The sequence below is a fragment of the Miltoncostaea oceani genome (assembly GCF_018141545.1).
GTDB lineage: Bacteria > Actinomycetota > Thermoleophilia > Miltoncostaeales > Miltoncostaeaceae > Miltoncostaea > Miltoncostaea oceani.
Genome location: NZ_CP064356.1, coordinates 2,153,568 through 2,180,560, shown reverse-complemented (window position 1 = coordinate 2,180,560; position 26,993 = coordinate 2,153,568). Strand labels below are relative to the sequence as shown.

37 protein-coding genes are annotated in these 26,993 nt (G+C 76.2%); 23 read left to right on the top strand and 14 right to left on the bottom strand.

The features are described 5' to 3' along the window. The first annotated feature begins 29 nt into the window (after positions 1-29). The 11 genes from IU369_RS11135 (at position 30) to IU369_RS11085 (ending at position 8,286) form a co-directional block, all read left to right on the top strand. Positions 30-581, top strand: coding sequence for a hypothetical protein (locus IU369_RS11135; RefSeq protein WP_217921054.1), 552 nt, complete (start codon positions 30-32; stop codon positions 579-581). Next, entirely contained in the window at positions 578-1,498 is a 921-nt protein-coding gene (locus IU369_RS11130) for a WxL protein peptidoglycan domain-containing protein (protein WP_217921053.1), read from the top strand. The genes IU369_RS11135 and IU369_RS11130 overlap by 4 nt, the downstream gene beginning before the upstream one ends. After that, positions 1,488-1,994 (top strand): hypothetical protein, encoded by a 507-nt coding sequence (locus tag IU369_RS11125; RefSeq protein WP_217921052.1) that lies wholly within the window; start codon positions 1,488-1,490, stop codon positions 1,992-1,994. Before IU369_RS11130 ends, IU369_RS11125 begins: the two co-directional genes overlap by 11 nt. Next, complete coding sequence (locus tag IU369_RS11120; protein ID WP_217921051.1) at positions 1,991-2,464, top strand: hypothetical protein; 474 nt, start codon at positions 1,991-1,993, stop codon at positions 2,462-2,464. Before IU369_RS11125 ends, IU369_RS11120 begins: the two co-directional genes overlap by 4 nt. After that, the gene (locus IU369_RS11115) at positions 2,461-3,933 is read left to right on the top strand and encodes a hypothetical protein (protein WP_217921050.1); all 1,473 of its coding nucleotides are present in this window, start codon (positions 2,461-2,463) and stop codon (positions 3,931-3,933) included. The genes IU369_RS11120 and IU369_RS11115 overlap by 4 nt, the downstream gene beginning before the upstream one ends. Next, entirely contained in the window at positions 3,930-4,622 is a 693-nt protein-coding gene (locus tag IU369_RS11110; protein WP_217921049.1) for an Ig-like domain-containing protein, read from the top strand. The genes IU369_RS11115 and IU369_RS11110 overlap by 4 nt, the downstream gene beginning before the upstream one ends. After that, positions 4,586-4,726, top strand: a complete 141-nt coding sequence (locus IU369_RS11105; protein ID WP_217921048.1) for a hypothetical protein — start codon at positions 4,586-4,588, stop codon at positions 4,724-4,726. The genes IU369_RS11110 and IU369_RS11105 overlap by 37 nt, the downstream gene beginning before the upstream one ends. After that, on the top strand, positions 4,726-6,132 hold the full coding sequence (locus IU369_RS11100) for a GGDEF domain-containing protein (protein ID WP_217921047.1): 1,407 nt from the start codon (positions 4,726-4,728) through the stop codon (positions 6,130-6,132). Before IU369_RS11105 ends, IU369_RS11100 begins: the two co-directional genes overlap by 1 nt. Before the next feature lie 13 nt (positions 6,133-6,145). Then, positions 6,146-7,054, top strand: a complete 909-nt coding sequence (locus tag IU369_RS11095) for a DUF72 domain-containing protein (protein ID WP_217921046.1) — start codon at positions 6,146-6,148, stop codon at positions 7,052-7,054. A 289-nt stretch (positions 7,055-7,343) separates the two neighbouring features. Then, on the top strand, positions 7,344-7,619 hold the full coding sequence (locus tag IU369_RS11090; RefSeq protein ID WP_217921045.1) for a hypothetical protein: 276 nt from the start codon (positions 7,344-7,346) through the stop codon (positions 7,617-7,619). Between the two features lie 37 nt (positions 7,620-7,656). After that, positions 7,657-8,286, top strand: coding sequence for a hypothetical protein (locus IU369_RS11085; protein WP_217921044.1), 630 nt, complete (start codon positions 7,657-7,659; stop codon positions 8,284-8,286). A gap of 103 nt (positions 8,287-8,389) precedes the next feature. Here the strand turns inward: IU369_RS11085 and IU369_RS11080 are convergent, their stop codons facing one another. Further along, positions 8,390-8,770: a hypothetical protein gene (locus IU369_RS11080; protein WP_217921043.1), complete on the bottom strand. Its 381-nt coding sequence runs from the start codon at positions 8,768-8,770 to the stop codon at positions 8,390-8,392. A 6-nt stretch (positions 8,771-8,776) separates the two neighbouring features. Further along, positions 8,777-9,127: a hypothetical protein gene (locus tag IU369_RS11075; RefSeq protein WP_217921042.1), complete on the bottom strand. Its 351-nt coding sequence runs from the start codon at positions 9,125-9,127 to the stop codon at positions 8,777-8,779. Between the two features lie 694 nt (positions 9,128-9,821). On the opposite strand from IU369_RS11075, the gene IU369_RS11070 reads away from it, so the two are divergent. Further along, complete coding sequence (locus IU369_RS11070; protein ID WP_217921041.1) at positions 9,822-10,259, top strand: ester cyclase; 438 nt, start codon at positions 9,822-9,824, stop codon at positions 10,257-10,259. 245 nt (positions 10,260-10,504) lie between these two features. Here IU369_RS11070 and IU369_RS11065 read toward each other — a convergent pair whose 3' ends face one another. The 4 genes from IU369_RS11065 to IU369_RS11050 all read right to left on the bottom strand — a co-directional run bounded on the left by IU369_RS11065 (position 10,505) and on the right by IU369_RS11050 (position 11,919). Further along, positions 10,505-10,759 (bottom strand): hypothetical protein, encoded by a 255-nt coding sequence (locus IU369_RS11065; RefSeq protein ID WP_217921040.1) that lies wholly within the window; start codon positions 10,757-10,759, stop codon positions 10,505-10,507. Positions 10,760-10,991: 232 nt separating this feature from the next. Continuing rightward, the gene (locus tag IU369_RS11060; RefSeq protein ID WP_217921039.1) at positions 10,992-11,177 is read right to left on the bottom strand and encodes a DUF4177 domain-containing protein; all 186 of its coding nucleotides are present in this window, start codon (positions 11,175-11,177) and stop codon (positions 10,992-10,994) included. Positions 11,178-11,245: 68 nt separating this feature from the next. Beyond that, positions 11,246-11,575, bottom strand: a complete 330-nt coding sequence (locus IU369_RS11055) for a GYD domain-containing protein (RefSeq protein WP_217921038.1) — start codon at positions 11,573-11,575, stop codon at positions 11,246-11,248. Positions 11,576-11,634: 59 nt separating this feature from the next. Continuing rightward, entirely contained in the window at positions 11,635-11,919 is a 285-nt protein-coding gene (locus IU369_RS11050; RefSeq protein WP_217921037.1) for a hypothetical protein, read from the bottom strand. 113 nt (positions 11,920-12,032) lie between these two features. On the opposite strand from IU369_RS11050, the gene IU369_RS11045 reads away from it, so the two are divergent. Together IU369_RS11045 and IU369_RS11040 are read left to right on the top strand one after the other, a co-directional pair. Next, positions 12,033-12,479 (top strand): nucleoside deaminase, encoded by a 447-nt coding sequence (locus IU369_RS11045; protein ID WP_217921036.1) that lies wholly within the window; start codon positions 12,033-12,035, stop codon positions 12,477-12,479. A gap of 114 nt (positions 12,480-12,593) precedes the next feature. After that, positions 12,594-12,752 carry a hypothetical protein gene (locus IU369_RS11040; protein ID WP_217921035.1) on the top strand — a complete coding sequence of 53 codons (159 nt, stop codon included), beginning with the start codon at positions 12,594-12,596 and terminating at the stop codon, positions 12,750-12,752. Here the strand turns inward: IU369_RS11040 and IU369_RS11035 are convergent. The 5 genes from IU369_RS11035 to IU369_RS11015 all read right to left on the bottom strand — a co-directional run bounded on the left by IU369_RS11035 (position 12,749) and on the right by IU369_RS11015 (position 15,959). Beyond that, entirely contained in the window at positions 12,749-13,060 is a 312-nt protein-coding gene (locus IU369_RS11035; protein ID WP_281426240.1) for a YdhR family protein, read from the bottom strand. The genes IU369_RS11040 and IU369_RS11035 overlap by 4 nt on opposite strands. Positions 13,061-13,143: 83 nt before the next feature. Next, a complete protein-coding gene (locus IU369_RS11030) occupies positions 13,144-14,409 on the bottom strand; it encodes an MFS transporter (RefSeq protein WP_217921034.1) in 1,266 nt (421 codons plus the stop codon). A 233-nt stretch (positions 14,410-14,642) separates the two neighbouring features. Next, positions 14,643-14,867 (bottom strand): DUF1059 domain-containing protein, encoded by a 225-nt coding sequence (locus IU369_RS11025; protein WP_217921033.1) that lies wholly within the window; start codon positions 14,865-14,867, stop codon positions 14,643-14,645. Between the two features lie 126 nt (positions 14,868-14,993). Beyond that, complete coding sequence (locus tag IU369_RS11020; RefSeq protein WP_217921032.1) at positions 14,994-15,341, bottom strand: hypothetical protein; 348 nt, start codon at positions 15,339-15,341, stop codon at positions 14,994-14,996. A gap of 78 nt (positions 15,342-15,419) precedes the next feature. Beyond that, a complete protein-coding gene (locus IU369_RS11015) occupies positions 15,420-15,959 on the bottom strand; it encodes a hypothetical protein (protein ID WP_217921031.1) in 540 nt (179 codons plus the stop codon). 104 nt (positions 15,960-16,063) lie between these two features. Between IU369_RS11015 and IU369_RS11010 the strand changes: the two genes are divergently transcribed. Next, complete coding sequence (locus IU369_RS11010) at positions 16,064-17,329, top strand: prenyltransferase/squalene oxidase repeat-containing protein (protein WP_217921030.1); 1,266 nt, start codon at positions 16,064-16,066, stop codon at positions 17,327-17,329. Between the two features lie 78 nt (positions 17,330-17,407). Continuing rightward, complete coding sequence (locus IU369_RS11005) at positions 17,408-17,731, top strand: HesB/IscA family protein (protein WP_217921029.1); 324 nt, start codon at positions 17,408-17,410, stop codon at positions 17,729-17,731. Positions 17,732-17,776: 45 nt separating this feature from the next. Here IU369_RS11005 and IU369_RS11000 read toward each other — a convergent pair whose 3' ends face one another. Further along, positions 17,777-18,301 (bottom strand): CAP domain-containing protein, encoded by a 525-nt coding sequence (locus IU369_RS11000; RefSeq protein WP_217921028.1) that lies wholly within the window; start codon positions 18,299-18,301, stop codon positions 17,777-17,779. Between the two features lie 101 nt (positions 18,302-18,402). On the opposite strand from IU369_RS11000, the gene IU369_RS10995 reads away from it, so the two are divergent. The 7 genes from IU369_RS10995 to IU369_RS10965 all read left to right on the top strand — a co-directional run bounded on the left by IU369_RS10995 (position 18,403) and on the right by IU369_RS10965 (position 24,994). After that, complete coding sequence (locus tag IU369_RS10995) at positions 18,403-19,593, top strand: acetyl-CoA C-acetyltransferase (protein ID WP_217921027.1); 1,191 nt, start codon at positions 18,403-18,405, stop codon at positions 19,591-19,593. Beyond that, positions 19,590-20,270, top strand: a complete 681-nt coding sequence (locus IU369_RS10990; RefSeq protein ID WP_217921026.1) for a lysophospholipid acyltransferase family protein — start codon at positions 19,590-19,592, stop codon at positions 20,268-20,270. The genes IU369_RS10995 and IU369_RS10990 overlap by 4 nt, the downstream gene beginning before the upstream one ends. Beyond that, on the top strand, positions 20,267-21,391 hold the full coding sequence (locus tag IU369_RS10985; RefSeq protein ID WP_217921025.1) for a serine hydrolase: 1,125 nt from the start codon (positions 20,267-20,269) through the stop codon (positions 21,389-21,391). Before IU369_RS10990 ends, IU369_RS10985 begins: the two co-directional genes overlap by 4 nt. A gap of 30 nt (positions 21,392-21,421) precedes the next feature. After that, complete coding sequence (locus tag IU369_RS10980; protein ID WP_217921024.1) at positions 21,422-22,324, top strand: DUF4190 domain-containing protein; 903 nt, start codon at positions 21,422-21,424, stop codon at positions 22,322-22,324. An 81-nt stretch (positions 22,325-22,405) separates the two neighbouring features. Beyond that, complete coding sequence (locus tag IU369_RS10975; protein ID WP_217921023.1) at positions 22,406-22,927, top strand: hypothetical protein; 522 nt, start codon at positions 22,406-22,408, stop codon at positions 22,925-22,927. Continuing rightward, the gene (locus IU369_RS10970; protein WP_217921022.1) at positions 22,914-24,338 is read left to right on the top strand and encodes a sensor histidine kinase; all 1,425 of its coding nucleotides are present in this window, start codon (positions 22,914-22,916) and stop codon (positions 24,336-24,338) included. Before IU369_RS10975 ends, IU369_RS10970 begins: the two co-directional genes overlap by 14 nt. Continuing rightward, positions 24,335-24,994, top strand: coding sequence for a response regulator transcription factor (locus IU369_RS10965; RefSeq protein WP_217921021.1), 660 nt, complete (start codon positions 24,335-24,337; stop codon positions 24,992-24,994). Before IU369_RS10970 ends, IU369_RS10965 begins: the two co-directional genes overlap by 4 nt. Before the next feature lie 41 nt (positions 24,995-25,035). Here IU369_RS10965 and IU369_RS10960 read toward each other — a convergent pair whose 3' ends face one another. Continuing rightward, entirely contained in the window at positions 25,036-25,629 is a 594-nt protein-coding gene (locus IU369_RS10960; protein WP_217921020.1) for a hypothetical protein, read from the bottom strand. 65 nt (positions 25,630-25,694) lie between these two features. Next, positions 25,695-26,981 carry a methyl-accepting chemotaxis protein gene (locus IU369_RS10955; protein WP_217921019.1) on the bottom strand — a complete coding sequence of 429 codons (1,287 nt, stop codon included), beginning with the start codon at positions 26,979-26,981 and terminating at the stop codon, positions 25,695-25,697. Positions 26,982-26,993 lie beyond the last annotated feature (12 nt).

The window sequence follows — 26,993 nt, the reverse complement described above, 5'->3', positions numbered from 1 at the left end:
AGCGGGTCAGGAGCAGGTCACGCGCACGGATGCGCGTCGTCGCCTGCGGGGGGGCGGTCGCGCTGGCCGTGCTCGCGCCGGCGGCCCACGCCGCGACGTCGGGGGCCGAGGTCACGGTGACCGCCGGCTCGCTGTCACTCGTGGCGTCGGACTTCGCGGCGCGTAGCGCGGCGCTCACCGGGGTCGACCAGACGCTCACCACGACCCCGGCCGGCCCGTGGACGGCGACCGACGCCCGCGGCACCGGCGCCGCCTGGAGCGTCGTCGCCTCGGCGACCGACCTCGTCTCGGCGGGGACGCCGAACCGCGTGATCCCGTCGAGCGCCCTCGCGATCACGACGGGGACCGTCACGGCCGGCACCGGCGCCGACGCCGCGTCCGGCATCGCCACGGCGACCGGCGCGGCCTTCACCACTCCGAGCGGACCGGGGCAGACCAACGTCAGCCTCCTGTCGACGTCGGGGCCGCACCGCGGGGCGTACACCTTCACCCCGAGCCTCGGGATCACCATCCCGGCGACGGCCCTCGCCTCGTACGTCGGCGCCCCCTACACCACGACGATCACCGTCACGATCTCGTGATCCGGTGGGCGGCCGCGGCCGCGCTGCTCGTGCTGCTCTCCCTCGCGGGCACGGCCACGGGCGCCACGGGCTCGCTCGTCGGCGTCCACCCCCTCGCGGGTGACGAGAGCTGGGTCGAGCTCGAGGTGGAGCCCGGGGCGTCGGCGCGGACGGGCGCCGTCCTCGTGAACCTGACCGACGCCCCCCAGACGGTCGAGGTCGCCACCGCCGACGGCGTCACGACCGCCGACGGCGTCTTCACCCTCGCGGGATCGGGCGACGCCCCGACGGGCGTCGGCGCCTGGATCGGGCTGCCGCCGCGCCGCGTCACCCTCGCGCCGGGTGAGCGCCGCACCCTCCGCTTCACGGTGCGGGTGCCCGCCGACGCCGAGCCCGGCGACCACGCCGGCGGGGTGGTGGTGCAGTCGGCGTCGGCGGCGCGGGCACCCGCCGGGGCCGGTGTCGCCGTCCGGGTCGTGGAGCGCGTCGGGCTGCGCGTCTACGTGACCGTCGCCGGTGAGCGCGACGGGACCGTCGTGGTCGACGACCTCTCCACCCTGACGGTGCGGGGCGGCGCCCGGGACGTCCTCGGCCTCCCCGACGCCGTGGACGTCGCGTTCACCGTGCGCCACGCCGGCAACGTCCGCTTCGACGACCTGACGGGCACGGTCGACCTGGTGCGGGGCGGCGAGGTCCGGGCCCGCCGCACCGTCGACCTCGGCACCGTGCTGCCGGGGCAGCGCCGGCCGGTGGCGATGCGCATCGCCCTCCCGTGGACGCCGGGGGGGTACGAGGTGGTGGTGAGGATGGGCGACGCCACCGGGGCGCAGGGGCGCGCCGACGTGCCGGTGAGCCCCATCCGGCCCGCTGCGACCGGCGTCCTCCTCCTCGCGGTGGTCGGAGCGGGGTTCCGCAGCCGGAGGCGGCGTGAACGGTGACGCGGTGCTCGTCACGGCGCTGGTGGCCATCGCGCTCCTGGTCCCGGCGGTCCCCGCGGGGTCGGGGGCGCAGGCCGTGGTCGACGTGCACAGCGGCGGCCTCTCGGCCCGGTCCCCCGGCGACGTGGAGCTGCCGGACGCCCGGGTGAGCGGGGAGCCCGTCACCGTCCGCGGACCCGTGGGCCCCTTCCGGGTGGCCGACACCCGCAGCCCGCCGTCGGGGTGGACGCTCGTCGTCACCGCGCCGCCGCCCGCCGACGCGCGGGGGCGGTCGATCGGCGCCCCGCTCGTCGTCGAGGCGACGCGCGTGCCCGTGGGCGGGCTCGGGACGGTCCCCGGGTCGCCCGGGGCGCTCGGCACGCCGCGGGCGATCCTCGCCGCGCCCCCCGGCGCCGGCGCGGGCCTGACGGAGGTCGAGATCGAGGTGTCGCTCACCGTCCCGGGCGACGCGGCGAGCGGCGTCTACGACACGGTGCTCGTGGCGACGATCTCGTGACGCGTCGTCCCGTCGCCCTCGTCGCGGCGTGCGTCGCCGTGGCCCTGGCCGGCTGCGGGGGCGACCCCCCGGCCCCCGCGGCGCCGCCGGCGGGGGCCGCCGCGACCGTCGCGCCGCCCGCGCGGTCGGGCGGGTTCGCGCTGGTCGCCGACGGCGCCGACGCGGTCGCGCGCGCGACCGCGCCGCCCGGTGCCGCCGCGACCGTAGCGCTGCGCCTCGCGAACGCATCCGACGCGGAGAGGACCCTCGCCCTCACCGCCGAGCCGGGGTGGCTCGAGGTCCCCCCGGCGGTCGTGATCCCCGCCCGCCAGAGCGTCCCCGTCGCCGCCCGCGCCGTCGTGCCCCCGGGGGCGACGGGGACGTTGCGCGGCCGGGTCGTCGCGCGCGCCGAGGGCGACGCCGCCGCGGCCGTGTCGGTCAGCTACGAGTCGTCGGTCGAGGTCGCCGTCGCCGTGGAGGGGACGCCGTGAGGCGCCGTGTGACCGCCGCGTGCGCGGCGGTGCTGGTCGTTCTGGCGGTCGCGTGCGGCACCGCCCTCGGCTACGGCACCTCCACCACCTACGCATCCCAGTCGGCGGGGACTCCTCCCGGCACGTGGGCCGGGCTGGCGGGGGCGGGGAGCGCGTCGGACGCCGACGCCGCCGCCACCCTCACCGAGACCGACGCCGGCGGCGTCGCGGCGACCTCGTACCCGTCGAACCGCACCTTCGCGACGAACGCCGCGGGGTGGACGCCCGCGGACACCAGCGCCGTGCTCTGCTCGGCGTCGAGCGCCCACGACGCGGGCACCGGCAGCCCGGCGGGGTCGATCCGCACGACCTACGCCACCCTCCTCAACCTGGCGGGGCTGCTCGCGGCGTGCGGCAGCACGTGGACGAGCCCCTCGTTCACGTGGTCCGGGGGCACCCCCGCGGCGGTCGCGTTCTCGATGGACCGCATGGTCGACGCGAACGGCCTGGTGGGGGTGGTCACGACGACGTGGCAGGTCGTGCTCGTCGACGAGACCGCCCCCGGCACGAAGGTCCTGGTGTCGGGCAGCGCATCGGCGGACACGCCGTGGGGCACGGTGACCTCGGCGACGGTCGGGCCGTCCGACATCGTGTCGGGCCACACCTACCACCTGCGGATCGACTCGTCGTTCAGCTCCGTCCTCAGCCTCGTCGGCGGGCTCGGCGTCAACTACGACGACGTCACCCTCGACGTCACCCCGAGGGCGTCGCACGCCGACGGCGAGCTGCGGGTGACGTCGGTCCCGGCGGGCACGACCCACACCCTCGAGATGCGGGCGCGCACGAGCGGGGAGTCGTTCACCGCCCAGGTCTGGGACGGGACGACGTGGACGCCGTGGACGACGGTGTCCGGCGCGTCGTACGCCACGGCCTCGCTCGGCCTGACCGCCGCCCAGCGGAACGGCGGCACCGTCCGCGTGAGGTTCGCGGCGACGGGGACGGGGGCCGACGCGACCGCCGACGTCCTCTCGGTGGAGTACCTGCGGGTCGTCGCGACCGGCGGCGCGTCGGTGTCGGGCCCGACCTCCGTCACCCTCCCGCCCGTCGCCATCGACCCCCTCGCGCCGGCGGTGAGCTCGGGTCCCCTGGGGACCGTCGAGGTCGTCGACGGTGGCGGCGCCGCGTCCGGGTGGGAGCTGCGGGCGACGGCGACCCGGTGGGTCCTCGACGGCGCGCCCGCGCAGATGCTCCCGGCGGACGCGTTCACCGCCACCCCGGCCGCCCCGACGACCCCCGACGGGTCGGACATGACGGGGGTGTGGGCGGGGGCCGGGGGGACCTTCCACACCTCGACGCCGATCGTCCTGATGGGCGCGTCGCCGGGGGCCGGCATCGGCACCTTCCGCGAGAACCCGTCCCTGTCCCTCACGATCCCCGTCACGGCGCTCTCCGGCGTCTACCGATGCGACATCACGCTCTCCGCCTCGTGAGCGCGGGGGCCGTCGTGGCCCTGCTCTCCGCCGCCCCGGCCCCGGCGCTCGCCACCCGTGTCGAGGTGCGCGTCGTGAACGACGCCGCCCCGACGGTGCGGATCGTCGCGCCCCGCGACGGGGCGCGCCTCGTGGCGGGCGACGAGATCGTGGTCCGGGTCGAGACGGTCGACGCCGACGGGGTCGCGATGGCGGTCGACGGCACGCCGACGTGGAGCGGGACGACCGCGGAGCTCGCGGGCCCGTGGACCCCGGCGCCGGGGCCGCACCGCCTCGTCGCCGTCGCCCACCGCGACGGCGCGCCGGACGCCGTGGCGCGGGTCGACGTGGTCGCCGTGCCCGCGGGCCCCGCCGCGCCCGGCGAGCCCACGCCCCCGGCCCCGCCGACCCCCGCCGCCGGCACCCCGGGGGCGCCCGGCGACGCCGTGGCCCCGGGCGGACCGGTCCTCGGGGGCGGCATCGGCGACCCGGCCCCACCCGCGGGGGCCGCGGCGGCGACGGGGCCCCGCGGCCCGCCGCGGCGTCACCGGGTGGTGCGCCCGCGCAGGCGGGCGGGGGTGGGGGGGCGGCCGCCGGCCCGGCCCCCCGCGACGACGACGGTCGCGGCGGACCGCTCGCGGCCCTCGGGCGCCTGCTGGCCGACCCGGAGCGGGTGGCGTGGACCGTCGCGTTCCCGCTGCTGCTGGTGATCGCCGCGGCGGCCTACGCGCTGCTGCAGCGGTTCATCGACGGCGGCCAGAAGCTCGCGTGGCGCGGCCGCGGGACACCCGACGACACGATGATCGACTTCTGATGGACGCGCTCGCCGGCGAGCGGTCCCGTCGTCCCTGGTTCCAGCTGGAGGCCCGCCACTCGGGCGTTCTCGCGGGCCGTCTCGGGGCGGCCGTCGTGGTGGGCGTCGCCACGGTGGCGGCGCCGGCGGGCGCCCTCGCCCGCGACCGGTGGGCGATGGCCGCGGCCTGCGTGGTCTTCGTGCTGCTGCACGCGCTCCTGTGGTTCGTGCCCGCCCGGTGGCCGCGGCGCCTGCGCGTCGCGGTCGACGTGGGTCTGGTCGTCGACGCGCTGTGGGTGACCGCCCTCGCGGCCGCGGCGGGGGGGTCGCGGTCGCCGGTGGTCGGCCTGTTCCTGGTGACGGCGTTGTGGGCGGCCCTCGGGTACTCGGCGCGCACGGGGGTGAAGGGCGGCGTGCTCGCGTCGCTGGGCTTCCTGACGCTCGTCTGGACCGACGACGGCCACCTGTGGAGCGCGGCGTCGCTGGGGCGGCTGACCCTCTTCTGGGGGGTGCTGGTGGCGGCGGTGGCGGGGGCCGCGACGGGGGAGCGGGAGCTGCGCCTGCGGGCGGTCCGCCTCGGCGTGCTCCACGAGGCGGCCCTGGCCCTGCTGGCCGCGCCGACGGCGGCGGACATGACCGACGTGGCGCGCGCGGCGGGGGCGGAGCTGATGCCCGGCTGGCGGGTGACGGTCGTCCGGGGTCCCGGTCCCGGCGACGTGCGGGTCGGCCGGGAGGGGGACGAGGGCGTCGTGGTGGTCCCGGTGGTGGTGGCGGGGGCGCCGGCGGGTCGCATCGAGTGCCGGCGCCGCGCCGCGGGCCGCCGGACGGGCGGGGGGCACCGCGTGCGCCTGCTGCGCGACGTCCGCGCCCTCGAGACCCTCACGGCGAGCCTCGGCAGCGCCCTCTGGAGGGCACGGCTCGTGGACGATGCGGAGCGCCTGAGCCTCACCGACGGCCTGACGGGGATCGCGAACCGGCGGGCGTTCGACGTGGAGCTGGAGCGGCGGGTGGCGGAGGTGGCGCGCAACGGCGGCTCGCTCGGCCTGTGCCTGCTCGACATCGACTTCTTCAAGTCGTTCAACGACACGTTCGGCCACCAGGCCGGCGACGACGCGATCGCCGCCGTGGCGGCGACGTTGCGCGGCACGTGCCGCGCGGTGGACGTGCCGGCGCGGTACGGGGGCGAGGAGATGGCGGTGATCATGCCGGGGGCGGACGAGGCGAGCGCCCTGCTCGCGGCGGAGCGGCTGCGGGCGGCGATCGCGGCGACGCCGGTCGGCGACCGGGCGGTGAGCGTCAGCGTCGGCGTCGCCGTGACGACCGGCGGCTGCTCGCCGGAGCTGTTGATCGAGGCGGCCGACCGCGCGCTCTACGCGGCGAAGGAGGGGGGACGCAACAGGGTGGTCGCCGGGAGCGTCACGGCGTGATCCAATGCCGGGAATGGCGAGCGGCGTACGCGTGGGGACGGCCTCCTGGACCGACCCCGAGTTCATCAAGGCGGGCTGGTACCCGGCCGGCGTGAAGGACGACGCGGAGGGGAGGCTCCGGTACTACGCGGAGCGCTTCCCGATGGTCGAGGTGAACGCGAGCTTCTACGCGCTGCCGACCGTCCCGACGACGGAGGCGTGGGCGGACCGGACACCGGACGGCTTCCGCTTCCACGTGAAGGCCCACCAGGTGATCTCGGGCCACCCGTCGGAGCCGGGCCGGCTGCCGCCGCCGCTGCGGGACCTGCCGTACGAGCCGGACCGGCGGGGACGGATCCGCAAGCCGAGCCGCGAGCTGCGGGACGCCGTCATCGACTCGCTGCTGGAGGCGTGCGGTCCCCTCGGCGACAAGCTCGGCGCGATCCTCCTGCAGTTGCCGCCGTACGTGGTGGCGGGCGACGCCCAGCGGCGGGAGATCGCCCGGATCGTGGACCGCTTGAAGCCGGCGCGCACCGCCGTCGAGTTCCGGCACCGGTCGTGGGCGGAGCCGGAGGAGCGGCGTGCCACCGCCGAGATGCTCGGCGAGCGCGACGCGGCGTGGGTGTGCGTTGACGCCCCCCGGAGCGACGCGAAGAACCTGATGCCACCGATCGTCGAGGTCACGAGCCCCGCCCTCGCGTACCTCCGCCTCCACGGCCGCAACGCGGCGACGTGGAACACGGGCCGCAGCGTCGCCGAGCGATTCGACCACGTCTACACGGACGACGAGATGGAGGAGTGGGTCGGACCCGTCCTCGACATGGCCGAACGCGCCCAGGAGGTCGCCGTCGTCTTCAACAACAACGCGCGCGACTACGCGCTGCGGAACGCGTCGCGGTTCTCGGAGCTGCTTTCTCAATCAGGGAAAGGGATCTCGGGCTAGGAGATCGCCGCGGTCCCGGTTTCCCGCGGGACGCAAGAGTCGGCAAATCGGGGCATTCCGGACCAGGATTTGTCCAGGGCGTTGTCCAGCGCGGTGGACTGAATGGCCGCCGTGCGGGTCTGTTTCGGCGGACGAGCCGTCTTTGGCGCGCCGTGCCGCACGGCCAAGGCTCGGCCGCGCCGACCTGTGCCCGGACCACCAATGAGGAGGATGTGATGACCGAGCACGACCGACCCGCACCATCGCGGGCTGCGGCGACCCGCACGACCTGACCCCCGCGATCGAGGCCGTGCACGGCGCGAGCGTGGCCGCCGCCTGCACCGACTACCTGACTGCCCGCGACACCGTCCACGCGGGGCCGTGGGCCGCCCTCGGCGACGGCCTCATGGCAGGGCGGGAGGAGCTGGCCGCCATCCGTGCGGACCTGCGCGCCAACCCGGAGCGGCTGGTCGCCATGCGCGACGACCTGGCCAGGGACATCGACGCAGCCGGTGACGACCCCGAGCGCCTAGCCGTGCTGGCGCGAGTGCGGGACGAGCTGGTGCGAGCTGCGGCGGGGCTGTGAGCGAAGGCGTCCCCCGGCGCCGTTACGCTCCGCAGGAGTGAGCGAGCGGCCCCCTCCCTACTCCTGGCGCAGGTTCGATCAGAAGACCTGGGAGGCGGCCGCGTTCCTCATCGTCCCGACCGTACTGGCCGTCGCCTTCTCCTTCGGGCTCTGGCGCGGTTCAGGGGTGAGCTATGCGCTTGCGATCATCGGAACGCTCCTCGGGGTCTGGGCCATCTTCGTGGCGGTCGCAGCGACTGAAGACAGCCGTCAACTCCATGAGGTTCTCGCCGACGCGAAGTCGGCTCTCGACGATCTCCAGACGACGGCCAGGAGCCTGTCTGACCTTGATCGCCTCGATCGCCTCCGCAGGATCCAGGAGCCCCTGGAACGTCTTTCCCGAGGTCCCGCATTGGTCGTGCCGGTCGTGCCGAGCCGGTACCCGAAACCCGCCGATAAGCCGCTCAGATGCGAGGAGATATGGACGCAGAAGGCGGACCTGGAGCAAGCCCTCCACTTCAAGGGGAGCCTTGATCTCCCCGCGTGTGAGGCGCTGGTGTCCGCGCTGAATGCTGTGGTGCTCCCCCTCGATGCTTTCGGAGGTCGCCCCCCGCCGACGCGAGAGGAATTCCGAGACCTCCTCTTCGGCGCCGAGATAGAGGTGGCCGCCCTTCTGCCGAAGCTGTGATCGGATCACGGTGGGGGGCCGGGGGCCCTCGTGAACGCTCAGGCCACCACCTACTCCCGTCCGCCGGGGACCGGATGGACGCCTGGCGGGCGGCGCAGCGAAGTTAGGAGAGGGCGCTCTCGTGCCAGCCTGTGTCGGGCAGGGCCATGTCAGGCAAGGCGTCGGCGTACCCCTGCCGGAGGGCAGCACCGTCTTCGAGAACGGCCCGCACTCGCTCGACGCTTCCTGGGTCGTCGTCGCCCAGCCATTCGCGCGCGATCTCTTCGCAGGACGCGCCAGCGCGGTAGGCCCCGTGCAAGGACTTCGCTGCGAAGTCCAGACGGGTCATGGCCTTGGCGAGCTTTCCCTCTTCCGAGGCCCTGCGAACACTGGGATGCGCGGCGTTTTCCTCGATGAGGTTGGAGGCGGTGGTCTGCTGTCCCTTGGCCTGAGCAACCCACTGGTGCCAAGGCGGCTTAGGGGGCTTGCGTCGGAATATGCCCACGGACCGTCACGCGCCTGCCGAGGGGCTCGCCGTTCGGCCAGCTTCGTGACTCCTCATGAAGGCGATCGCATCGGCACGATGGATGTAGCCACCCGAGTCCAGCGTGTCGATGATTCGCGACCAAGCGTCTTCGGCAACCGCTTCGAGGCTGACCAGATCGCTGATGGGGGGCCGCCCCGCCGAAGCATCGCGGTAGGCCCCAAGCGCCAGCTCTCTTGCCTCCCCTTCGCCAAGTCCGAGTGCCTTGAGCGTGTCGAGCAACTCCGACAACTCGTGCTTGGACGCCTTCTTGGCGGCGCGACGCTCACTCCGAACCGGGCTATTGGCCGCGATCGCGTGAGACGTCATGTGGTCCAACACGAGCTGCTTCGTCTTGATTATGACGCCAGCAGAAAGGCGCGCACTCTCGTCTGTTGGCAGGTCGGCGAGTCTTAGCGAACCCATCGTGCCCTCCGCTTCGGGTCCTGGCCACCCAATCCCATACGGGCATCGCCAAGCAAGTCGGTTCAGGGTCGCTGTTGGCCCGGTTGATGCGCGCGGAAGTCCAGATGAAGCAGAGAGCGCGACCGAGTGTCTTGTCCAAGCGGTTGTCCAAGACGTTGTCCACGCGCCGGAAAGCCGCATGGCTGCGGACGTCGCGTTGCAGTTCAACAACAACGCACGCGACTACGCGCTGCGGAATGCCGCGCGGTTCACGGAGCTGCTGAACCGCTAGGCCGAGCGGGCTCGCGCGGCACGCGGACGTCTCGGTCGCGGCGGCGGCGCTCCCCCCGGTTCCCGGCTGCCATCGCCGGCGCCGTGGCGGGGTCGGTGGGGGGTGGGGGACGCCGGTGGGCGGTGTGGCCATCGGCCCGTTCGCGTGGGGGACCGTCGTCGTCCCCGGGCCGCCCGACGCATGCGTGGGACGGCAGGGACGCGACCCGACGACTCGGCATCGACGCCGCGGCCGCTGCGGACGAACCGCAGGAGACGGTCGGATCGCCTCCGATGACGTCGTCGGGTGGCAGGCCGTATGGATGGAGCACGGCACACACGGCGGGAGGTCATCGCAATGGACTCTGAGGCAGTCGCCCGGGAGATGCTCCGGGCCTTCAACGAGAACGACTGGGAGGCCTTCCGCGCGACGCTCGCGGACGGCTTCGTCTACCGCGAGCACGGCACGGGCCGGGACGCGTCGGGGGCGGACGCGGCCGTCGAGCTCATCAGGGGCTGGAAGGACGGCCTCGGGCCCGAGCACCACGGCGAGCTGGTCGACGTGGTGGCGTGCGGGGAGCGGTGCGCCCTGCAGGTCGTGTGGCGCGCCCACCACGTCGGGCCCATGCCGGCCCCCGACGGGTCGATGATCGCGCCGACGAACCGCCCCGTCGCCACGCCCGCCTGCATGGCGATGACGATGGCGGACGGGCGGATCGCCGTCATGGACCACTACTTCGACTCGCTCGCCCTCATGCTGAGCATCGGCGGGGTGACGGCCGGCCCGGCCAGGTAGACGGAGTCGTGCGCGTGCCCCGCCCCCCGGCGCCCCGTCCCCCGTGCGGGGTCGCCGGTGGGGACGGGGTCCTCTCAGGGAGTGACCCGGTGGTCGAACGCACCGCGGGAGGGCGCGACGTCGCTCCCGCCCCCCGTCTGCAAGATCCCCCCGCATGCGGCGAGGTGTCGAGAAGCGCACTGTCGACCCGGCCCCGGATCGGCTCGCCGGCCGCTCATCAGGGGCGCGCCGCCGACCCGGCCGGCTCACACGGGGGACGAGGGCCCGGCCCCGGGGGGCTCGCCCCCGGGCGACGCCGCGCGTCCCTCCAGGATCTCCAGGATGCGCTCGGTGTTCTCGCGGATCGCGGTGACGTTGTTGAACACCCACTTGGGCGGCGCGCTGTCGGGCATCGCCGCGATGGCCCTGCCGATGTCCACCTCGGGGAGCCGCGGCGCGAAGCGCCTCGCGGCGATCGCGACGCCGGCGATCACGACGCCGGCGAGGACGAGCCTGTTCATGGGGACCTCCTTCAGCTCGTGGGGGACGCATTGGATGCGCCGGGAGCTCGGAGCCCCGCCCGACCGATCGACGACGACCCGGGTCGCCGCCTCCGACGAGGGGACCGGGCATGCGGCCACCACATCACCGCGTGGGGCCGTCCGCCATTCGCGCGCGCCCGGAGGCCGGCTGCGGGGTACTACGGCCGTTCGTGCCCCAGGCCGGCGCGCGCCCGGCCGGGCGTCACCGCCCTCAGTCGACGGGGCGCTTGAGCAGGACGACCGGCCACGCGACCAGATCGCCCTTCTTCAGCGTCAGTCCGACCGCCTCCCACCCCTCCGAACCGAGCTCGTTGAGGCGGTCGGGCGTCATGTCGCCGGACTTCCTGAGTCCACCGGCCTCCTGCAGGGGGACGACGAGGTACTCCCACTTCTGCATGCCCGGAGGATGCGCGCGGCGCCGCGCCCCTGTCAACCGGCGGGCCCGGCCAGGGGGCGCCGGCCGCGCTACGCGGTCCCCGGTGGGCGGTAGCGGATCTCCCCGGCCCGGCGGAGGGCGTCGAGCGTCTCGTCGACCGTCAGCAGCACCGTCGTCTCGAACGAGTGGACCGCACCTCCCGCGCCGATCGCCAGGGCGACCGCGGCCATGGAGACGTCGTCCGGCGCCTCCCACAGCGTGTGGCCGTCGTGGGTGCCGAACCCGTACCAGAACCCGTGGAGGGTCCCGCCGACCGACTCGATGTACGACCGGGCGGCCGCCGCGCGGTCCTCCGGGTTCTCGATCAGCCGGGCCCAGGTCTCGGGCGTGTAGCTGAACTGCGACAGGTAGAGCGGCATCGTCGTCCCCCTCGTCCGCCCGGCCCGGGGACCGGTCCGGGCCGTTCCGTAGGCCGTGGTCAGGAGGACATCGCCACCTCGCCGACGTGCACCTCGGGCGCACCGATCGTCAGGTCCGCGAGATTCGCGGCGATGTAGTCCCGGGCGATCTGGTTCGAGGCCTCCGCGCCGGCCCGGTCGTCGCAGACCGTGACGGAGGTCGCGCTGACGGGGCCGGTCTTCACGATGTGGTAGCTCCGGAAGCCCTCGATCTGCATGAAGAGGCCGATGATCTCCTCCCGGTGCTCGGCGACCGCGTCCGCCAGGCCCTCGGCGTCCGCGTAGATCCGGATGGTCGCGTACATGGGTTCCCCCTGCGGTGGAGTCGCGCTCTCGGAGTCCGACCCTATGCCCGCCCGCACGGCCGGCGCCATCGCCCGGACGGGACGATCAGGACGCCGTCTCGTAGAGTCGGGCGATGGGCGGGGCGGGAGGGATCGGGGAGACCGACGTGGCGCACCTGCGCCGGGCGATCGCCCTCGCGCACGAGGCCCGTGCCGCCGGTGACGAGCCCTACGGGGCGCTCCTCGTCGGACCCGACGGGCGCGTCCTCGCCGAGGACCGCAACCGCACCGTCACCGCGCGCGACGTGACCGCCCACCCCGAGCTCGTGCTCGCCCGCTGGGCTGCGCGCGAGCTGGCACCCGGGGTCGTGCGCGGCACCACGATGTACACGAGCTGCCGGCCGTGCGCGATGTGCGCCACCGCCATCGGCTACGCCGGCCTCGGGCGGGTCGTGTACGCGCTCTCCACCGGGCAGCACGACGCCGTCCGCCCACCCGGCGACCCACCCGCGACCCGCTGGGACGGACCCGCCCTCCACGACGAGGCCCGGGCGCCCCTCGAGGGGTGGAGCCCGCCCTGAGGCACCCCGGGCCCCGGTATCGCGGATTCAGGCGATCCGGTGTTCGTGCGGATGTGGACGAACCTCCGGAAACCTCCGTTCACACGGGGGCCGCGGAGGGCCAGTATCCCCGGCATGGCCCCGTATGCCGCGACCGCCCGCCCCGCGGCCGCACCCCGCACGCTGCCGTCCCTCCGGCTCGACTGGCCGAGGATCGCCGTGTGGGCCGTCGCCTTCGGCGGGTGCATCGCGTTCTGGGTCGGCGTCGCGCTCGCCGTCGCCGCCCTCCTCTAGCCGACGGGGACCGCGAGTCCCGGCGTGGTGATCGCGGTGGCCGCGTCGACCACCGCCGCCCGCCGCACCGCGACCTCCGTGAACAGCGGGTTCGTCGTCACCGCCTGGTCGAAGAGGTCCGACCGCAGGTAGGCGACCGCCGCGTCGGCGTCCTCGAAGAGGTGGACGCCGCCGTAGGCGCCGGTGTGGGCGTCCGCGAGCCAGACCTTCGCCACCAGGCCGGGGACGTCGGCGAACGCGGGCGCGACGCCCGTCGTGAACCCCGTGAACTCCTCGTGCGTGATGCCCTGCAGGCGGAACGTGACGATGACGATGTGCAGGGGACCCCTCCCGGTCGGTGTGGACGCATGGGAGTCTGGGTCGCCGCCGTCAGGCCGCCGTCACCCGCCCGTCACGGCGCCGTGAGCGGCTCCGGGCCGGCCGCGCCCGCGCCGCCGTCGGAGGCGACCGGCGGCTCCGCGGGGGCCGCGTGGAGGAGGTCGCGTCCCGCCGTCTCCGGCAGTCCCCGCAGGCAGAGCACCGCCGGGGCGAGGCATGCGCCGAGGACGACCATGAGCAGCGAGCTGCCCACCACGCCCGACAGGGCGCCGAGGACGGCGAGGCCGACCGAGCCGGCGGCGACCTGGCACGCCAGCACGAACGCCGTCGTCGTCGCGCGGACCTCGGTGGGGAACAGCTCCGCGATGTAGGCCACCGACGACGCGATGAAGCACGACCCCGCCGCCGCCAGCAGGAAGAACCCCGGCGCGAAGAGGCCCCGGACCTCCGTGAACACCAGCACCGTCCCGGCGGCGCCCATCACGATCGCGAGGGCGATCATCGGCCGGCGCCCGACGACGTCCCCGATCCGCCCGCCCAGCCAGAAGCCCAGGACCCCGAAGACCGCGGCCGCGAGGATCAGCGCCGTGAAGACCCCGTTCCAGCCGTACTCGGTCTGCGCCAGCTCCGAGGCGTAGAAGAACCCGCTCGTCTGGACGGCGCCGAACGCGCCGACGACGGCGACGACGCGCCACAACCGCCGGCGGAGGTCCGGGGCGATCCGCGGCCACAGCGAGGTCTGCACCCGGGACTCCTCCCGCGCCACCTCGAAGCAGCGGGTCTCCGGCAGCCGGCGCCGCAGCACCGCGGCGACCGCGAGGGGGGCGAGCGCCACCACGTAGAAGAGGCGCCAGTCGAGGGGGGTGAGGGGGACGACGAGCAGCAGCCCCGCGACGGCGCCGTACCCCAGCCCCGAGATGATCCCGAGGGTCGCGATGCCGGTCCCGCGCCGGTCGGGCCGGAGCTCCTCGGCGACGACGAGGTTCGCGAGCGCCGCCTCCGAGGCGAGGAAGACGCGGGCACCGCTCTGCAGCACGACGAACGCGACGAGGCCCCATGCGAGCGCGGTCGCGCCCGTCAGGAGGGTGAAGAGCGCGAGGGAGGCGATGAGCATGGTCCGGCGGCCGAAGCGGTCCGCGAGCCGCAGCAGCGGGAGGCTCCCGAGGGTCGCGAGCCGGATGATCGCGACGCCGATGCCGAACGCCGCGATCGAGACGCCGAGGCCCTGGGCGATGCGGGGCGCGGCGAGGGTGAGCAGCGCGACGTCGTAGACCTCGAAGAAGCCCGCCGTGGCGAGCGGCGCGAGCACCGACCACTCGCGCCTGCTGAAGTCCAGCATGGACTGGATGGGCCCGGGCCTCCCGGCCGCCGTCGTGACCGGCCGCGGTGGGCGGCCCGCCTCGGCGGCCGCGCAGCGAAGACGCTCCCACCGTCGATGGTACGCCTCCCGGCGGCGGGCGGCGAGAGGAGGGGTGGGCGCCCGAGCCCCGGGCGCCCACCGCGGTCATGAGGGGGCCGCTCCCCGCTCCCGGCGGCCGCGACGCGGCCCCGGTGCGACGCGGGTCGCGGACGTCAGCCCGGGAAGGGCTCCGCCACGCGCGTGCCGGGCACGTACGCGCCCTCGTCCTCGAGCATCGCCCGGATCTGTTCCCGCAGATCGGGCGTGTCGTGGTGACCGTGCACCGAGGAGGCGTGCTCGGCCGCGGTGCGGACGACCTCCTCCTCGTCGCCGATGATGGTCAGCGTGCAGTCCGAATCGCTCTCGAAGCGACGGCAGTCCGCCATCTTCCGGGCCATCCGATGCCTCCTTCACGTTCCCCCGTCCGGAGGGGACGGGGGAGTCCGGTCTACGCCCACGTGCCGACGGCTGTCAACGCATGGGCGCGGACGCGGCGGAGGCCTCTCGTCATGCGAGACGGGGCGTTACTCGTCCTCCGAGACGTCCTCCTCGTCGGCCTCGCCGTAGACGGCCTCGTCGGGCTCCGCCTCGGCCGGGAACGCGTCCTCGAGGATGCGCTCGGTGCCGCCGCCGTCGAAGCCGGTCGCGTTCGCGATGAGCTGGGCCTCGGACTGCTCGAAGCCCTCGGCGACGCCGCCGCCGGCGTCCTCCGCGGCGATCCGCGCGGGGTCGAGGGGGTCGTCGGACCGGGCGTCGCCGATGGTGCGGTCGACCAGGTCGTCGAGCTCCTCCAGCTCGAGGGGCGGCTCCACCGGCAGGTCCTCGGGGTCGATGTCGTCGAGCGGGCCTTCGGGGGGTGGCGTGGTGCCCATGGCGGGCCTCCTGTGACGGACGGCGGGACCGCGGTGATACCCGCCGGGCCGCGGGGCGACGCACCGGCGCCCGCCGCGTCAGGCGGTGCCCGGCTCCACCCTCCCGCGCGCCGGCGACCGGTCGACCGGGGCGCCCGCCTCGGTCGCCATCGCCTCGATCATGACCGCGGTGTCGACGGCGGCCGGGGTGTGGGCGTCGTCGGCGGTGTCCGCCACGAACCACGCCTCACGGGCGAAGTACGCGAGCCGGGCGGCGGCGTCCGGCCGTCCCACGCTGTCGCGGGCCTGGGTCTCGAGGTAGGCCAGGATCTCGTCGGTCTCGCCACCCGTCCAGCCGCCGCCCCCCGGGGGGTCGCGCCGGCGGGACAGGATCCACCACACCACGGCGAGGAACGGCAGCTTCACGAAGATGAACGCCGCCGTCACCCATGCCGCGAGGGTCGCGGGGCTGCCGGCGCCCGCGGCGAGCAGCGACGCGAACATCCCGATCGCCAGCACCGCGACCGCGGCGGCCGTGAGGGAGAGGAGGAGCCCCGTGCGGAGGTTGCCGTCGCGGTCGGAGAACGCGCGCGCGAACGGCGAGCGCCGGCGCGGACCGTCTCCGGGGGGTGAGGCCATGCACCGAGGCTACAACCTCCGTGAGGCTTGCGGCCTTCGGGTGGCGCCCACCCCGTCGACCGACCAGTTGCCGCGGCCGTGGGGCGCCGGTAGACCTGACGCCGATGTCGACCCGTCCCACGGGGCGCCGCCGCCCGGGGCGGTCGCTCCCCGCCGCCGTCGTGGCCGCCTGCGTGGTGCTCGGCGTGCCGGCGACCGCCGCCGCCGGCCCCCTTGCGCGGGCCCTCGACCACCTGAGCGCGCGGCAGGACCCGGCGGGCGGCGGGTTCGCCTCCGTGTCCGGCACCGACCCGTTCGTGACGGGCTGGGCGGCCCTCGCCGTCGCCGCCGCCGGGGAGCGCGCCGACGCGTGGCGGTCCGGTGGGCCATCGCTCCGCGACGCGCTGCTCGCGCCGTCCGGCCCCCTCGCCACCGGCGAGGCCGCCCGGCGGGCCGTCGCGGCCGTCGCCGTCGGCGGGGACCCGCGTGCGGTGGGCGGGCGCAACCTGCTCCGCCAGGTGCTCGCCGCCCAGCGCGGCGACGGGAGCATCGGCGGCGACGCGTCCACGACCGCCTGGGGCGTGCTCGCCCTCACCGCCGCCGGGTTCGCGCCCGGATCGCCCGCCGTCGCCCGCGCCTGCCGGGCCCTCGAGCGGGCCCAGCGCCCCGACGGGGGGTGGTCGACGCTCGGGGACGTCGCGGACTCCGCCCCGATCACCACCGCCGACGCCGTGCAGGCGCTCGTCGCGGCGGGACGCCCCGCCGCGACCGCCCCGTCGCTGGCGCGGGCCCGGGCGTTCCTGCTGCGGGCCCAGAACCCCGACGGGGGGTTCCCGACCGTCGTCGGCGGCGACAGCACCGCCCTGACGACGGCGTGGGTGACCCTCGCCATCCGGGCGCTGGGCGAGCGGTCGAGCCGGCCCCCGTGGAACCGGTCCGGCGGCCCGCTCGCCCTGCTCGCGCGCCTCCAGGGGGCCGACGGCGGCGTGCGCAACTCGGACGTCCCGGCGCCGCCCTCCGTGTGGGCCACCAGCCAGGCGGCGCTCGCGTTCGCGGGCCGTCCGCTGCCCCTGCGCCCCGCGTCGTCGGGCCCGCCGCCCGACCGCGCGCCGCGCGTCGTGGGGCGCGAGCCCCTCGGCGGCGGACGCCTCAACGGCGCCCTCGTCGCGCGGTTCGTGGACGATGACGGCGGCACCGGCGTCGACCCGGCGTCGGTCACGCTCCGGGTCGCCGGACGGGACGTCACCGCACGCGCCGCGGTGACGTCGAGCACCATCGTCCTCCCGCCCGCGGCGGTGCCCCCGGGGGACGTCCGCGTGCGGCTGTCCCTCGCGGACCGGGCGGGCAACGCGGCGACGGTGCGGTGGCGGGTCGTCGCCGGTGGTCGTTAATCGGAGAACGAGTTGCCGTCCGGCCGCGTGCTCTGCCACACTCGGTACCGGTCCGGTGTCGTCGGAAGGATCCACGCGATGGTCACGCTCACGCAGGAGGCCAAGGACAAGCTCCGCACCCTGATCGCCGAGGAGGCGGATCCCCACACGGGTCTGCGCGTCCAGGTGGTCCCGGGCGGCTGCTCGGGGTTCGAGTACGACCTGTCGCTGGCCCCGCCGGCCGACGGCGACGAGGTGCTCGAAGAGGACGAGGGCGTCCGGGTCATCATCGACCGGTTCAGCGTCCCCTACCTGCTCGGCGTCGAGCTCGACTACGAGGAGGGCTTCCAGGGGGCCGGGTTCCTCATCAACAACCCGAACGCCTCCGCCTCGTGCGGCTGCGGGAAGAGCTTCCAGGCCTGACCGCGTGACCGGCCGCGGCCCGCGGGCCGCGGCGGCGCGGGGTCGTCAGGACCCGTAGTCGGCCGTGAGGTAGGTCGCCGAGCAGTCGCGGCCGACGGCGACGCCGGGGCCGACCCAGCGGAACCGCGGGTTGAGCAGGTTGGCGCGGTGCCCGGGGCTGCGCATCCACATGTCCACCGTCCGCCGGGCGCCCGAGATCTCGCAGCCGGACACCATGGCGAGGTTCTCCGCCATGAGGCGGGTGCGGGGGAAGCCGGCCGCGACGAGGCGGGTCCAGAACGGCGCGCCGTCGGGGCCCTCGTGGGACAGGTCGCCGATGGCCAGCAGGTACCGGCTCTGCTCCCGCGCGGGGCGGCGGAGGCTCGCGTGGGGGCGCAGGGCCACCCGGCCGCGCTGCACCCGGACGCGGTTCATCTCGGCGAGCAGGGCGTTCTCGATCTTCACCGGGGCCGGCGCCGCGACGGGCGCCGGCGGCTCGGCGTCGTCCTGGGCGAGGGCGGCCCCGGCGAGGGGACCGGCGCACGCGAGGGCGACGGCCGTCACGGCCAGCACGGAGGAGCGGGCGGGCATCCCCCCTGTCATCGGCCGGTCCGGCCGCGGCCTGAACAGGGCCGGGCGGGTTCCGTCCCGGTAGGTTCCGGGGCCCCTCGACCCCGAACCGGGACGGCCCGATGGACGTCGTGATCGCCAGCGCGGTGCGCACCCCCATCGGGGGCTTCATGGGGGCGCTCGCCCCCGTCCCCGCCACCGAGCTCGGGGCGCTCGTCGTCGCGGAGGCCCTCCGGCGGGCCGGCACGCCCCCCGGCCGGGTCGACGAGGTGCTGATGGGCAACGTGCTCTCGGCGGGCCTCGGCCAGAACCCGGCGCGCCAGGCCGCCCTCCGCGCCGGGGTGCCGGAGACGGTCCCGGCGACCACCGTGAACATGGTCTGCGGGTCGGGGCTGCGGGCCGTCGCCCTCGCGGCGCAGGCGATCCGCGCCGGCGACGCCGAGGTCGTCGTGGCCGGCGGCATGGAGAACATGAGCGCCGCACCGCACCTGCTGCCCGCCCTCCGCGCCGGGCAGCGGATGGGCGACGCGACCGTCGTCGACGCGATGGTCCACGACGGCCTGTGGTGCGCGATGTGCGACGTGCACATGGGGATCACCGCGGAGAACATCGCCGCCGAGGACGGCATCACCCGCGAGGACCAGGACGCGTTCGCGCTGCGCAGCCAGCAGCGGGCGTCCCGCGCCATCGCCGACGGCGTCTTCGCCGGCGAGATCCTGCCCGTGACCGTCCCCGCGCGCCGCGGCCCCGCCGTCGTGGTCGACCGCGACGAGAACCCCCGCCCCGACACGACCCTCGAGGCACTCGGCCGCCTGCGCCCCGCGTTCGACCCGGCGGGCACCGTCACGGCGGGCTCGTCGTCGGGGATCAACGACGGCGCGGCCGCCACCGTCGTGATGAGCGCCGACGCGGCGCGGGAGGCCGGCGCCCCGGTCCTCGGGATCATCCGGGGGTACGCGTCCGTCGGGGTCGCGCCGCGGGTGATGGGGCTCGGCCCCGTCGACGCCGTCCGCACCGCGATGACCCGGGCGGGCGTGACCCTCGCCGACCTCGACCTCATCGAGCTGAACGAGGCGTTCGCCGCCCAGTCGCTCGCCGTCTGCCGCCGCCTCGGGCTCGACCCGGAGCGCACCAACGTCCACGGCGGGGCGATCGCCCTCGGCCACCCCATCGGGGCCTCCGGGGCGCGGGTGCTGACCACGCTCCTGCACTCGATGGGCCGGGAGCAGGCCCGGCTCGGGCTCGCCTCGCTCTGCATCGGCGGGGGACAGGGGATCGCGATGGTCGTCGAGAGGCCGGCGTCCACGGCGTGACCGGAGACCGGGACGCGCCCGACGTGCACTGGCGTCCCGCGCCGGGGGGCGTGCGCGCCCCCGTCTGGTGGTTCGGCCGTCTGCTGCTCGGGGCGATCGCCCCGCCCCTGCTGGGCTTCCGGGTCGCGGGGAGGCGGCGGATCCCCCGCGAGGGCGGCGTGCTCGTCATCGCGAACCACCCCGCCGACATCGACCCGGCCGCCGTCGGGCTCGCGTGCGTGCCGCGTCGCGCCCAGTACATGGCGCTCGACCGCCACTTCCGGAGCCGGGCGCTCGCGACGCTGCTCTTCGCCCTCGGGGCGTTCCCCATCCGCTCCGGCCGCCCCGACCTCCGGGCCATGCGGCACGCCCGCGCCCAGCTCGCGGCCGGGCGCCTGCTGGTGGTGTTCCCCGAGGGCGTCGCGGGGTGGAGCGCCACCCCCGGGCCGTTCCGCGACGGGGCGGGCCACCTGGCCCTGACACCCGGTGTCACGGTGGTCCCGGCGGCGGTCCACGGCACGCAGCACGTGCTCCGGGGGTGGCGCCCGGTGGGGCGCGGCCCCGTGCTGATCGCCTTCGGCGAACCGCTCGAGGTGCCGGGGGAGGGGTCCCCGCGCGAACGCGCCGCCGAGGTGACCCGGCGGGCGCGGGCTGCCATCGAGGGGATGCTGGCGCGCATGCCGGGCGTGCCGGCGTGATCGCCCACGCCCCGCCCCCGCCCCCGGTGCTGTCGGCGCCGGCGGTCAGCTACGGGCGCATCGCGGTGCGCCTCGGCCCCGGGGTGCGCCGCGTCGAGGTGCAGGCCGACGGGCGCATCACCGCCCGCCTCACGGTGCCGTCGGGGCCGCGGCGGGTGTCGGTGCCGGTGCCGGTGGGGGTGGCCCCCGTGCGGGTCCGTGCGATCGGGCCCGGCGGGTCGCGGTGGTCCGCGACGGTGCGCCTGCGCGTGCTGCCGGCCTCGGCGCGGCGCGCCGGGCGCCTGCCGGGCTTCATCGACCGGCGGCTCCAGGCGGACGTCGACGCCCTCACCGGCCGCGTCGGGGCCGTCTCGGGCGTCTACGTGCAGCACCTGGTCACGGGTTGCGGGGCGAGCCGGAACGCCGACGCGCAGTTCCCGGCGGCCAGCACGCTGAAGGCGGCGATCCTCGTCGACGCGGTCCGCCGTGGCCGCGCCGGCGAGCTCGACGGCCTGCTCGACCGGATGGTCATCGACTCGGACGACGTCGCCGCCAACGCCGTGCTGGCGGCGCTCGGGGGCGGCTCCGGCGACCGCGGCGCGGCGTCGGTGACCGACACCCTGCGGGCGCTGGGGCTCGCGCGCTCCCTGGTGCGGCGGCCCTACATCATCGAGGACGCCCGCCGGCCGCTCCCCGTGACGACCACCGCGAGCCCCGCCCTCTTCACCAACTTCATCGCGACGCCCTACGAGCTGGCACGGCTGATGGTGGCCGTCCACCGGGGCGCCATCGGGCGCGGGGGCATCGGGCGCCTCGGCATCGGCGCGGACGCCGCGCGCGGCGAGGTGCTCGCCCGACTCCTCGACGTGCGGGACCGCACCAAGCTCGTCGCCGGCCTGCCGGGGGACGTCCCCGTCGCCCACAAGACCGGCTACACCGAGGAGGTCAAGCACGACGCGGGCGTCCTCTACCTCCGGTCGGGGCCGGTCGTCGCCGTCGTCATGACCTGGAGCGCGTCGGGGGTGACGGACGCCGTCGGCGACCGCCTCATCGCGGACGTGGCGCGGGCCGCGCGCCACCGGCTCGCCGGCGGCGGGTCCTGCGAGGGCCTCCCGCTGACGCGCGTCCGGCGCGCCGGGTAGCGTTCGGCCCGGCGACCGAAGGGAGAGCGCATGGCGAGCGCGGGCTGGTACGGGGATCCGACGCGCACGGGGCGGCTGCGGTACTGGGACGGCTCCGCGTGGACCGAGCACGTCAGCGAGGGCGGCGGCACGGCGACCGACCCCATCGCGGGCATCCCGCCGGCGCCGCCGTCGGCCGCCCCCGCGGGCGCGAGCCCGGCGGCCGGGGCCGGCGCGCCCGCCGACGGCGGCTCCGAGGCGCCCACGGGGCTCCTCGGCGGCGTCCTCGGCGGTGGCACCGGCCGGGCGTACGACCCGACCGTGCTGGGCCGCGCCGGGTTCGTGCTCGCCGCGATCGGCGGCGTCCTCGTCGCCTCGTCCGCGGGCTCGACCGCCGTGGACCAGGGGTTCGTCACCATCTCCGTCGCCGGCGGGTCGTGGATCGGCGTCGTCGCCGCGGTGCTGTGCGTCGCCGCGGCCGCCGCGCCGTGGGCGTGGGCGCGCATCGCCGGCGTCACGGTCTCGGCCCTCTTCGCGCTCATCGTGGCCTTCGCCCTGATCGGCTTCCGCTCGTCCGACGACCTGACGCCGGGCGTGGACATCAGCCTCGGCCCCGCCGGCTACCTCATGCTCTTCGGGTCGCTGCTGCTGTTCGCCGGGACGGCCGCCGCCCTCGTGGGCCTGCGGGTCCCGGCCCGCGGCCCCGACCCCTCCCGAAACCCCGCCCAGGGCAAGGCGGTCTCGTCGCTGGTCCTCGGCATCGTCGGCGTCCTGATCCCGTTCACGGCGGCCCCGGCCGTCGGTCTCGGACTGTTCGCCCTCGACGACGACACCGTCACCGACGGGCGGCTCGGCAACCGCGGCCTGGCGAAGGCGGGGATCATCCTCGGCATCGTCTCCCTGTCGCTGTGGGGGGTCGGCCTCCTCCTCGGGATGCTGTTCACCCAGCCGTAGCGCCCCCGGGGCCGGGTCGCCGGCCATGAGACTTTCCTCATACCGGCGGGGACGGCGGGGGGCCTGTGCCACCATCGCCGCATGGGGACCCTCCGCGACCTCGTGGGTGGCCGCGGACCGCTCCTGGTGGTGGCCGTCGCCGTCCTGATCGGCGTCGTCGCCAGCGTGCTGGTGGGCCGCTGGACCCAGGACCGCGCGACCATCGGCCCCGAGGACCTGCCCGTCGTGGAGGTCCCGATGGGCACCACGAGCGCGGGGGACCCCCCGGCGCGACCGCGACCGAGGCCGTCCCGGCCGGCCACCGTCCCCGCGCCCCCGGACCCGGCGCCCGCGGCCCCGGCCCCGGCGGCACCCGCGTCCGTGGCGCCCGCGCCGACCCCGCGCGCCACCCCGGCCCCCGCGACCCCCGCGGCCCCCCGCCCGCGACCGTCGCCGCCGCGACCCGCGGCGCCGGCGCCCGCCGCGCCCGCCGCGCCCGCCCCGGCGCCGGCCCCCGCGCCCGCCCCGGCGCCGGCACCCGACGACGACGATGACGATGACGACGACGACGGAGCCGACGACGAGGTCGACGACGACGACGAGGCCGACGATGGCGACGACTGAACCCGCCCGCCGCGGCCGCCGTCCGCGCGGAGCCGGCGACGACCGCCGTGGACCCGCCCTCGGCCTGCGTCCACGCGTGCTCGGCGTCTACGCGCTGCTGCTCGGCCTCGCGCTCGCCCTGACGTCCATCGTGACGTTCCAGCAGGCGGAGCAGTCGCAGCAGCGGTCCGTCGACGACGAGCTGCGCGAGGAGGTCGTCGACTTCCAGGCCGCGATCCAGGCGGGACGCAACGACGGCCTCACGCCGCGGGAGGCCGTGTCGTCGTACCTCGACGCCTGGCCCGCCGGCGACCGCGACACGATCGTCGTCCGGATCGGCGCCGCGCCGCTCCGCGCCGAGGGGCCCCTCGCCGCGGAGGCGGTGCTCGGCCCGCTCGTGGAGGACGTCCGCTCCCCGGGGATCCTCTCCGTCCGCACCGGCCAGGGCGAGGCCCGGGTGCTGCGGACCCTCATCACCATCGGGGGCCGGCGGGTCGGCGGCGTCGCCGCGGCGCGCCTGACGCAGGCCGACCGCGACGCCCTGTTCGAGCGCCGGGCCGCGGTGTTCGTCGCGACCGGCGTCGCCTTCCTCCTCGCGTCGGGGATCGCGTGGTTCATCCTCGGGCGCCTGCTGCGCCCCGTGAAGGACATGGCGACCACGGCCGACGCGATCGCCCGCGAGGGGGACCTGACGCAGCGGATCCAGATCCCCCCGCGCACCGACGAGATCGGCGACCTCGCCGCCACCTTCAACACGATGCTCGGGCGCCTCGAGGCGTCGTTCACGCGGGAGCAGCGCTTCATCCGCGAGGCGTCGCACGAGCTGCGGACCCCCATCACGATCTGCCGCGGCCACCTCGAGGTGCTCGGCGACGACCCCGCACCCGAGGACGTCCGCGAGGCCATCGGCATCGTCATCGAGGAGCTCGGCCGCATGGGCCGGATCGTCGAGGACATGACGATGCTGTCGCGGATGGAGGACCCCGGGTTCCTGCGGATGGAGCCCGTCGCGCTCGAGTCCTTCCTGTCCGACGTCTCCCGCGCCGTCGAGCCCCTGCTGGGGGGGCGGCTGCGCGTCGGGCCCGCCCCCGCCGGGGCGGTGGTCGTCGCCGACCCCCAGCGCCTCACCCAGGCGATCGTGAACCTCGTCCAGAACGCCGCCCTGCACTCGGAGGGCGACGCCCCCGTCGAGCTGCGCCTCGCCCGCGGGCGGGACGTCTGGCGCATCGAGGTCGCCGACTCGGGAGGCGGGATCCCCGCCGGGGAGGAGGAGCGGCTGTTCCGTCCGTTCAACCGCGGGCGCACCCGCAGCCCGGGCTCGGGTCTCGGGCTCGCGATCGTCCGCGGCATCGCGGAGGCCCACGGCGGCGCCGCCGGCGTCGACAACCGCCCCGGTGACGGGGCCACGTTCTGGATCGAGGTGCCCGGATGAAGGTGCTCGTCGTCGAGGACGAGGCACGGATCGCCTCGTTCCTGATCCGCGGTCTGCGTGCCCAGGGGTACGCCGTCGACCACGTCGCGACGGGGGAGGAGGCCCTGCGGGGCGCCCGCGACCCCGAGCTCGACCTGATGATCCTCGACCTCGGCCTGCCCGACATGGACGGGACCGAGGTCCTGCGCCGCCTGCGCGACGGGGGCTCCCGCCTGCCGATCGTCGTCCTCACGGCGCGTGGCGACGTCACCGACCGCGTGGAGGGCCTCGACCTCGGCGCGGACGACTACCTCACCAAGCCGTTCGCCTTCGACGAGCTGCTCGCCCGCATCCGCGCCCGGATCCGCGACCAGGACGGCGGCCCCGTGACCGTCCTGTCGGTGGGGGACGTCGAGCTCGACATCCCGACGCGCCGGGTGCGGGTGGGGGACGTCCGGCACGACCTGACGGCGCGGGAGTTCTCCCTTCTGCAGGTGTTCCTGCGCCGGCCGGGCCAGGTCCTGAGCCGGGAGCAGATCCTCTCGCAGGTCTGGGAGCTCGACTGGGACCCCGGGTCGAACGTCGTCGACGTCTACGTCGGCTACCTGCGCAAGAAGGTCGGCGACGACCGCATCGAGACCGTCCGCGGCGTCGGATACCGCTTCGTGGGCGACTGAGCCGCCGAGCTGTTATCCGGTCGCGATAACGACCGGGGTCGTCATCCGCGCGCGGGCGACATCGGCCGCAGCCGCAGGCGCCGCTCCTCGAGCAGCGCCCGCCAGTCGAGCCGCGTGAGGAGCCAGAGGACGGCGGCGACGGCCGCGAGGCCGAGCGCGACGGACCACGGGCCGACGGTGCCGCGCACCCGGTCGGCGACCTCGTCGGCGGCGCCACCCACCAGGGCCACCCCGAGGCCGTACGAGACGAGCCGCCCGGCGAAGCACGACACCGCGACCAGCGCCAGGTTGATGCGCAGCAGCCCGGCGGCGGTGTAGAGCGCCCCGGCGGGGGGCGGGGAGGCGGCGAGCAGCACGCCCACCCCGAGCGCGGAGTTACGCCCCCGCAGGCGGCCCGCCAGGTACTCCACGTTCTCGCGGCCGCCGCGCCGGAGCACCCGGGGGCCGAGGGCCCGTGTACCGAGCACCAGCAGGGTGCGGCCCGCGGTCGCGCCGAGGGCGCCGGCCAGCACGATCCCCGCCGGATGGGCGTCGAGCTCGATGCTGAGGTACGCCAGCACGAGCCAGGACGGGGGGAGCGGCACCGGCGTCACGGTCATGCCGAGGACGATCGCCGCGGCGAGCAGGTACGCCACGCCGCGAGGCTAGCGGGGCGCCGACGGCCGCGGGCCGCGCCGGGGGGCGGCCCACGAGGGGGACGTCAGACCCGGAAGCGCCCCATCAGCGCCGCCAGGTCCTGCGCCGCGCGTGCGACCTCGTCGGCCGAGTGGCCGACCGTCGCGACCGTCGCACAGGTCTCCTGCGTCGTCGCCGCCACCTGCTGGGCCGCCGCCGCGTTCGACTCGCTCACCGCGGTCACGTCGGACATCGCGTCCCGCGCGCCGGCGGCGCCCTCCGCGAGGCCCCCGGCGATGTCCGCGACCTCGCGGACCTCCCCGGCGACGGCGGCGACCTGCGTCCGTACGGCGCCGAACGCCTCGCCGGCGGCGGCGACCCGGCGGCCGCCCTCCGCCACCTCGGCGCCGCCGGCCTCCATCGCCTCCACCGCGAGGCGGGTGTCGGCCTGGATCTCGCCGACGATCGCCGCGATCGACCCGGCGGCCGCCCGGCTCTCCTCGGCGAGGGTGCGGACCTCCGCGGCGACGACGGCGAAGCCGCGGCCCTGCTCGCCCGCGCGCGCCGCCTCGATGGCGGCGTTCAGGGCGAGCAGGTTGGTCTGCGCCGAGATCGCCGTGATCGTGCGGACGATGTCGCCGATCGCCTCACCCCGCTCACCGAGGCCGCGGACGGCGACGGCCGCGTTCCCGACGCGGTCCTCGATCCGCCGCATCGCGTCGGCGACCTCGCGGACGGCGTCCGCTCCGCCCTCGGCGGCGTCGTCGGCGGCGCCGGCGGCCTCGGCGGCCGCGCGACCCGCGCCGGCGACGCGGACCGCGCCGTCGCCGATGCCCGCCAGTGCCGCGCCCACCTCGACCGTCGCGGACGACTGCGCCGCGGAGCCCCGCGCCACCTGCTCGATCGTCGCCGCGATCTCCGCCACGGCGACGCCCGTGGTCCCGGTGGTGGCCGCCATGTCCCGCGCGGTGACCGCGAGAGACCGGGCGGACGCGTCGACCTGGCGGCACGTGTCGTGGACGCCGGCGACGACGCGGTTGACGGCGACGCCGAGGCGTCCGATCTCGTCGCGGCGCGTCGCGTCGACCCGCCGGGTGAGGTCGCCGTCGTCGGCGATCCCCTCCACCTGCGCCCGCAGCGCGGCCAGGGGCCGCGTGACGGCGCGGGCGAGGAGGAGCGCGACCGCGACGCCGAGCACGAGGACGGCGGCGCCGCCCACCACCAGGGCGAGGCGCGCGGCGGCGACCGGGTCACCGGCGCGGCCGAGCATGGCGAACGCGACGGCGAGGGCGGTCACGGCCGCGGCGAGCAGGGCGCCGACCGACAGCACGATGGTGCGACGGATCGGCAGGTCGTCGACGACGCGTGGCACGGGGCCTCCTCG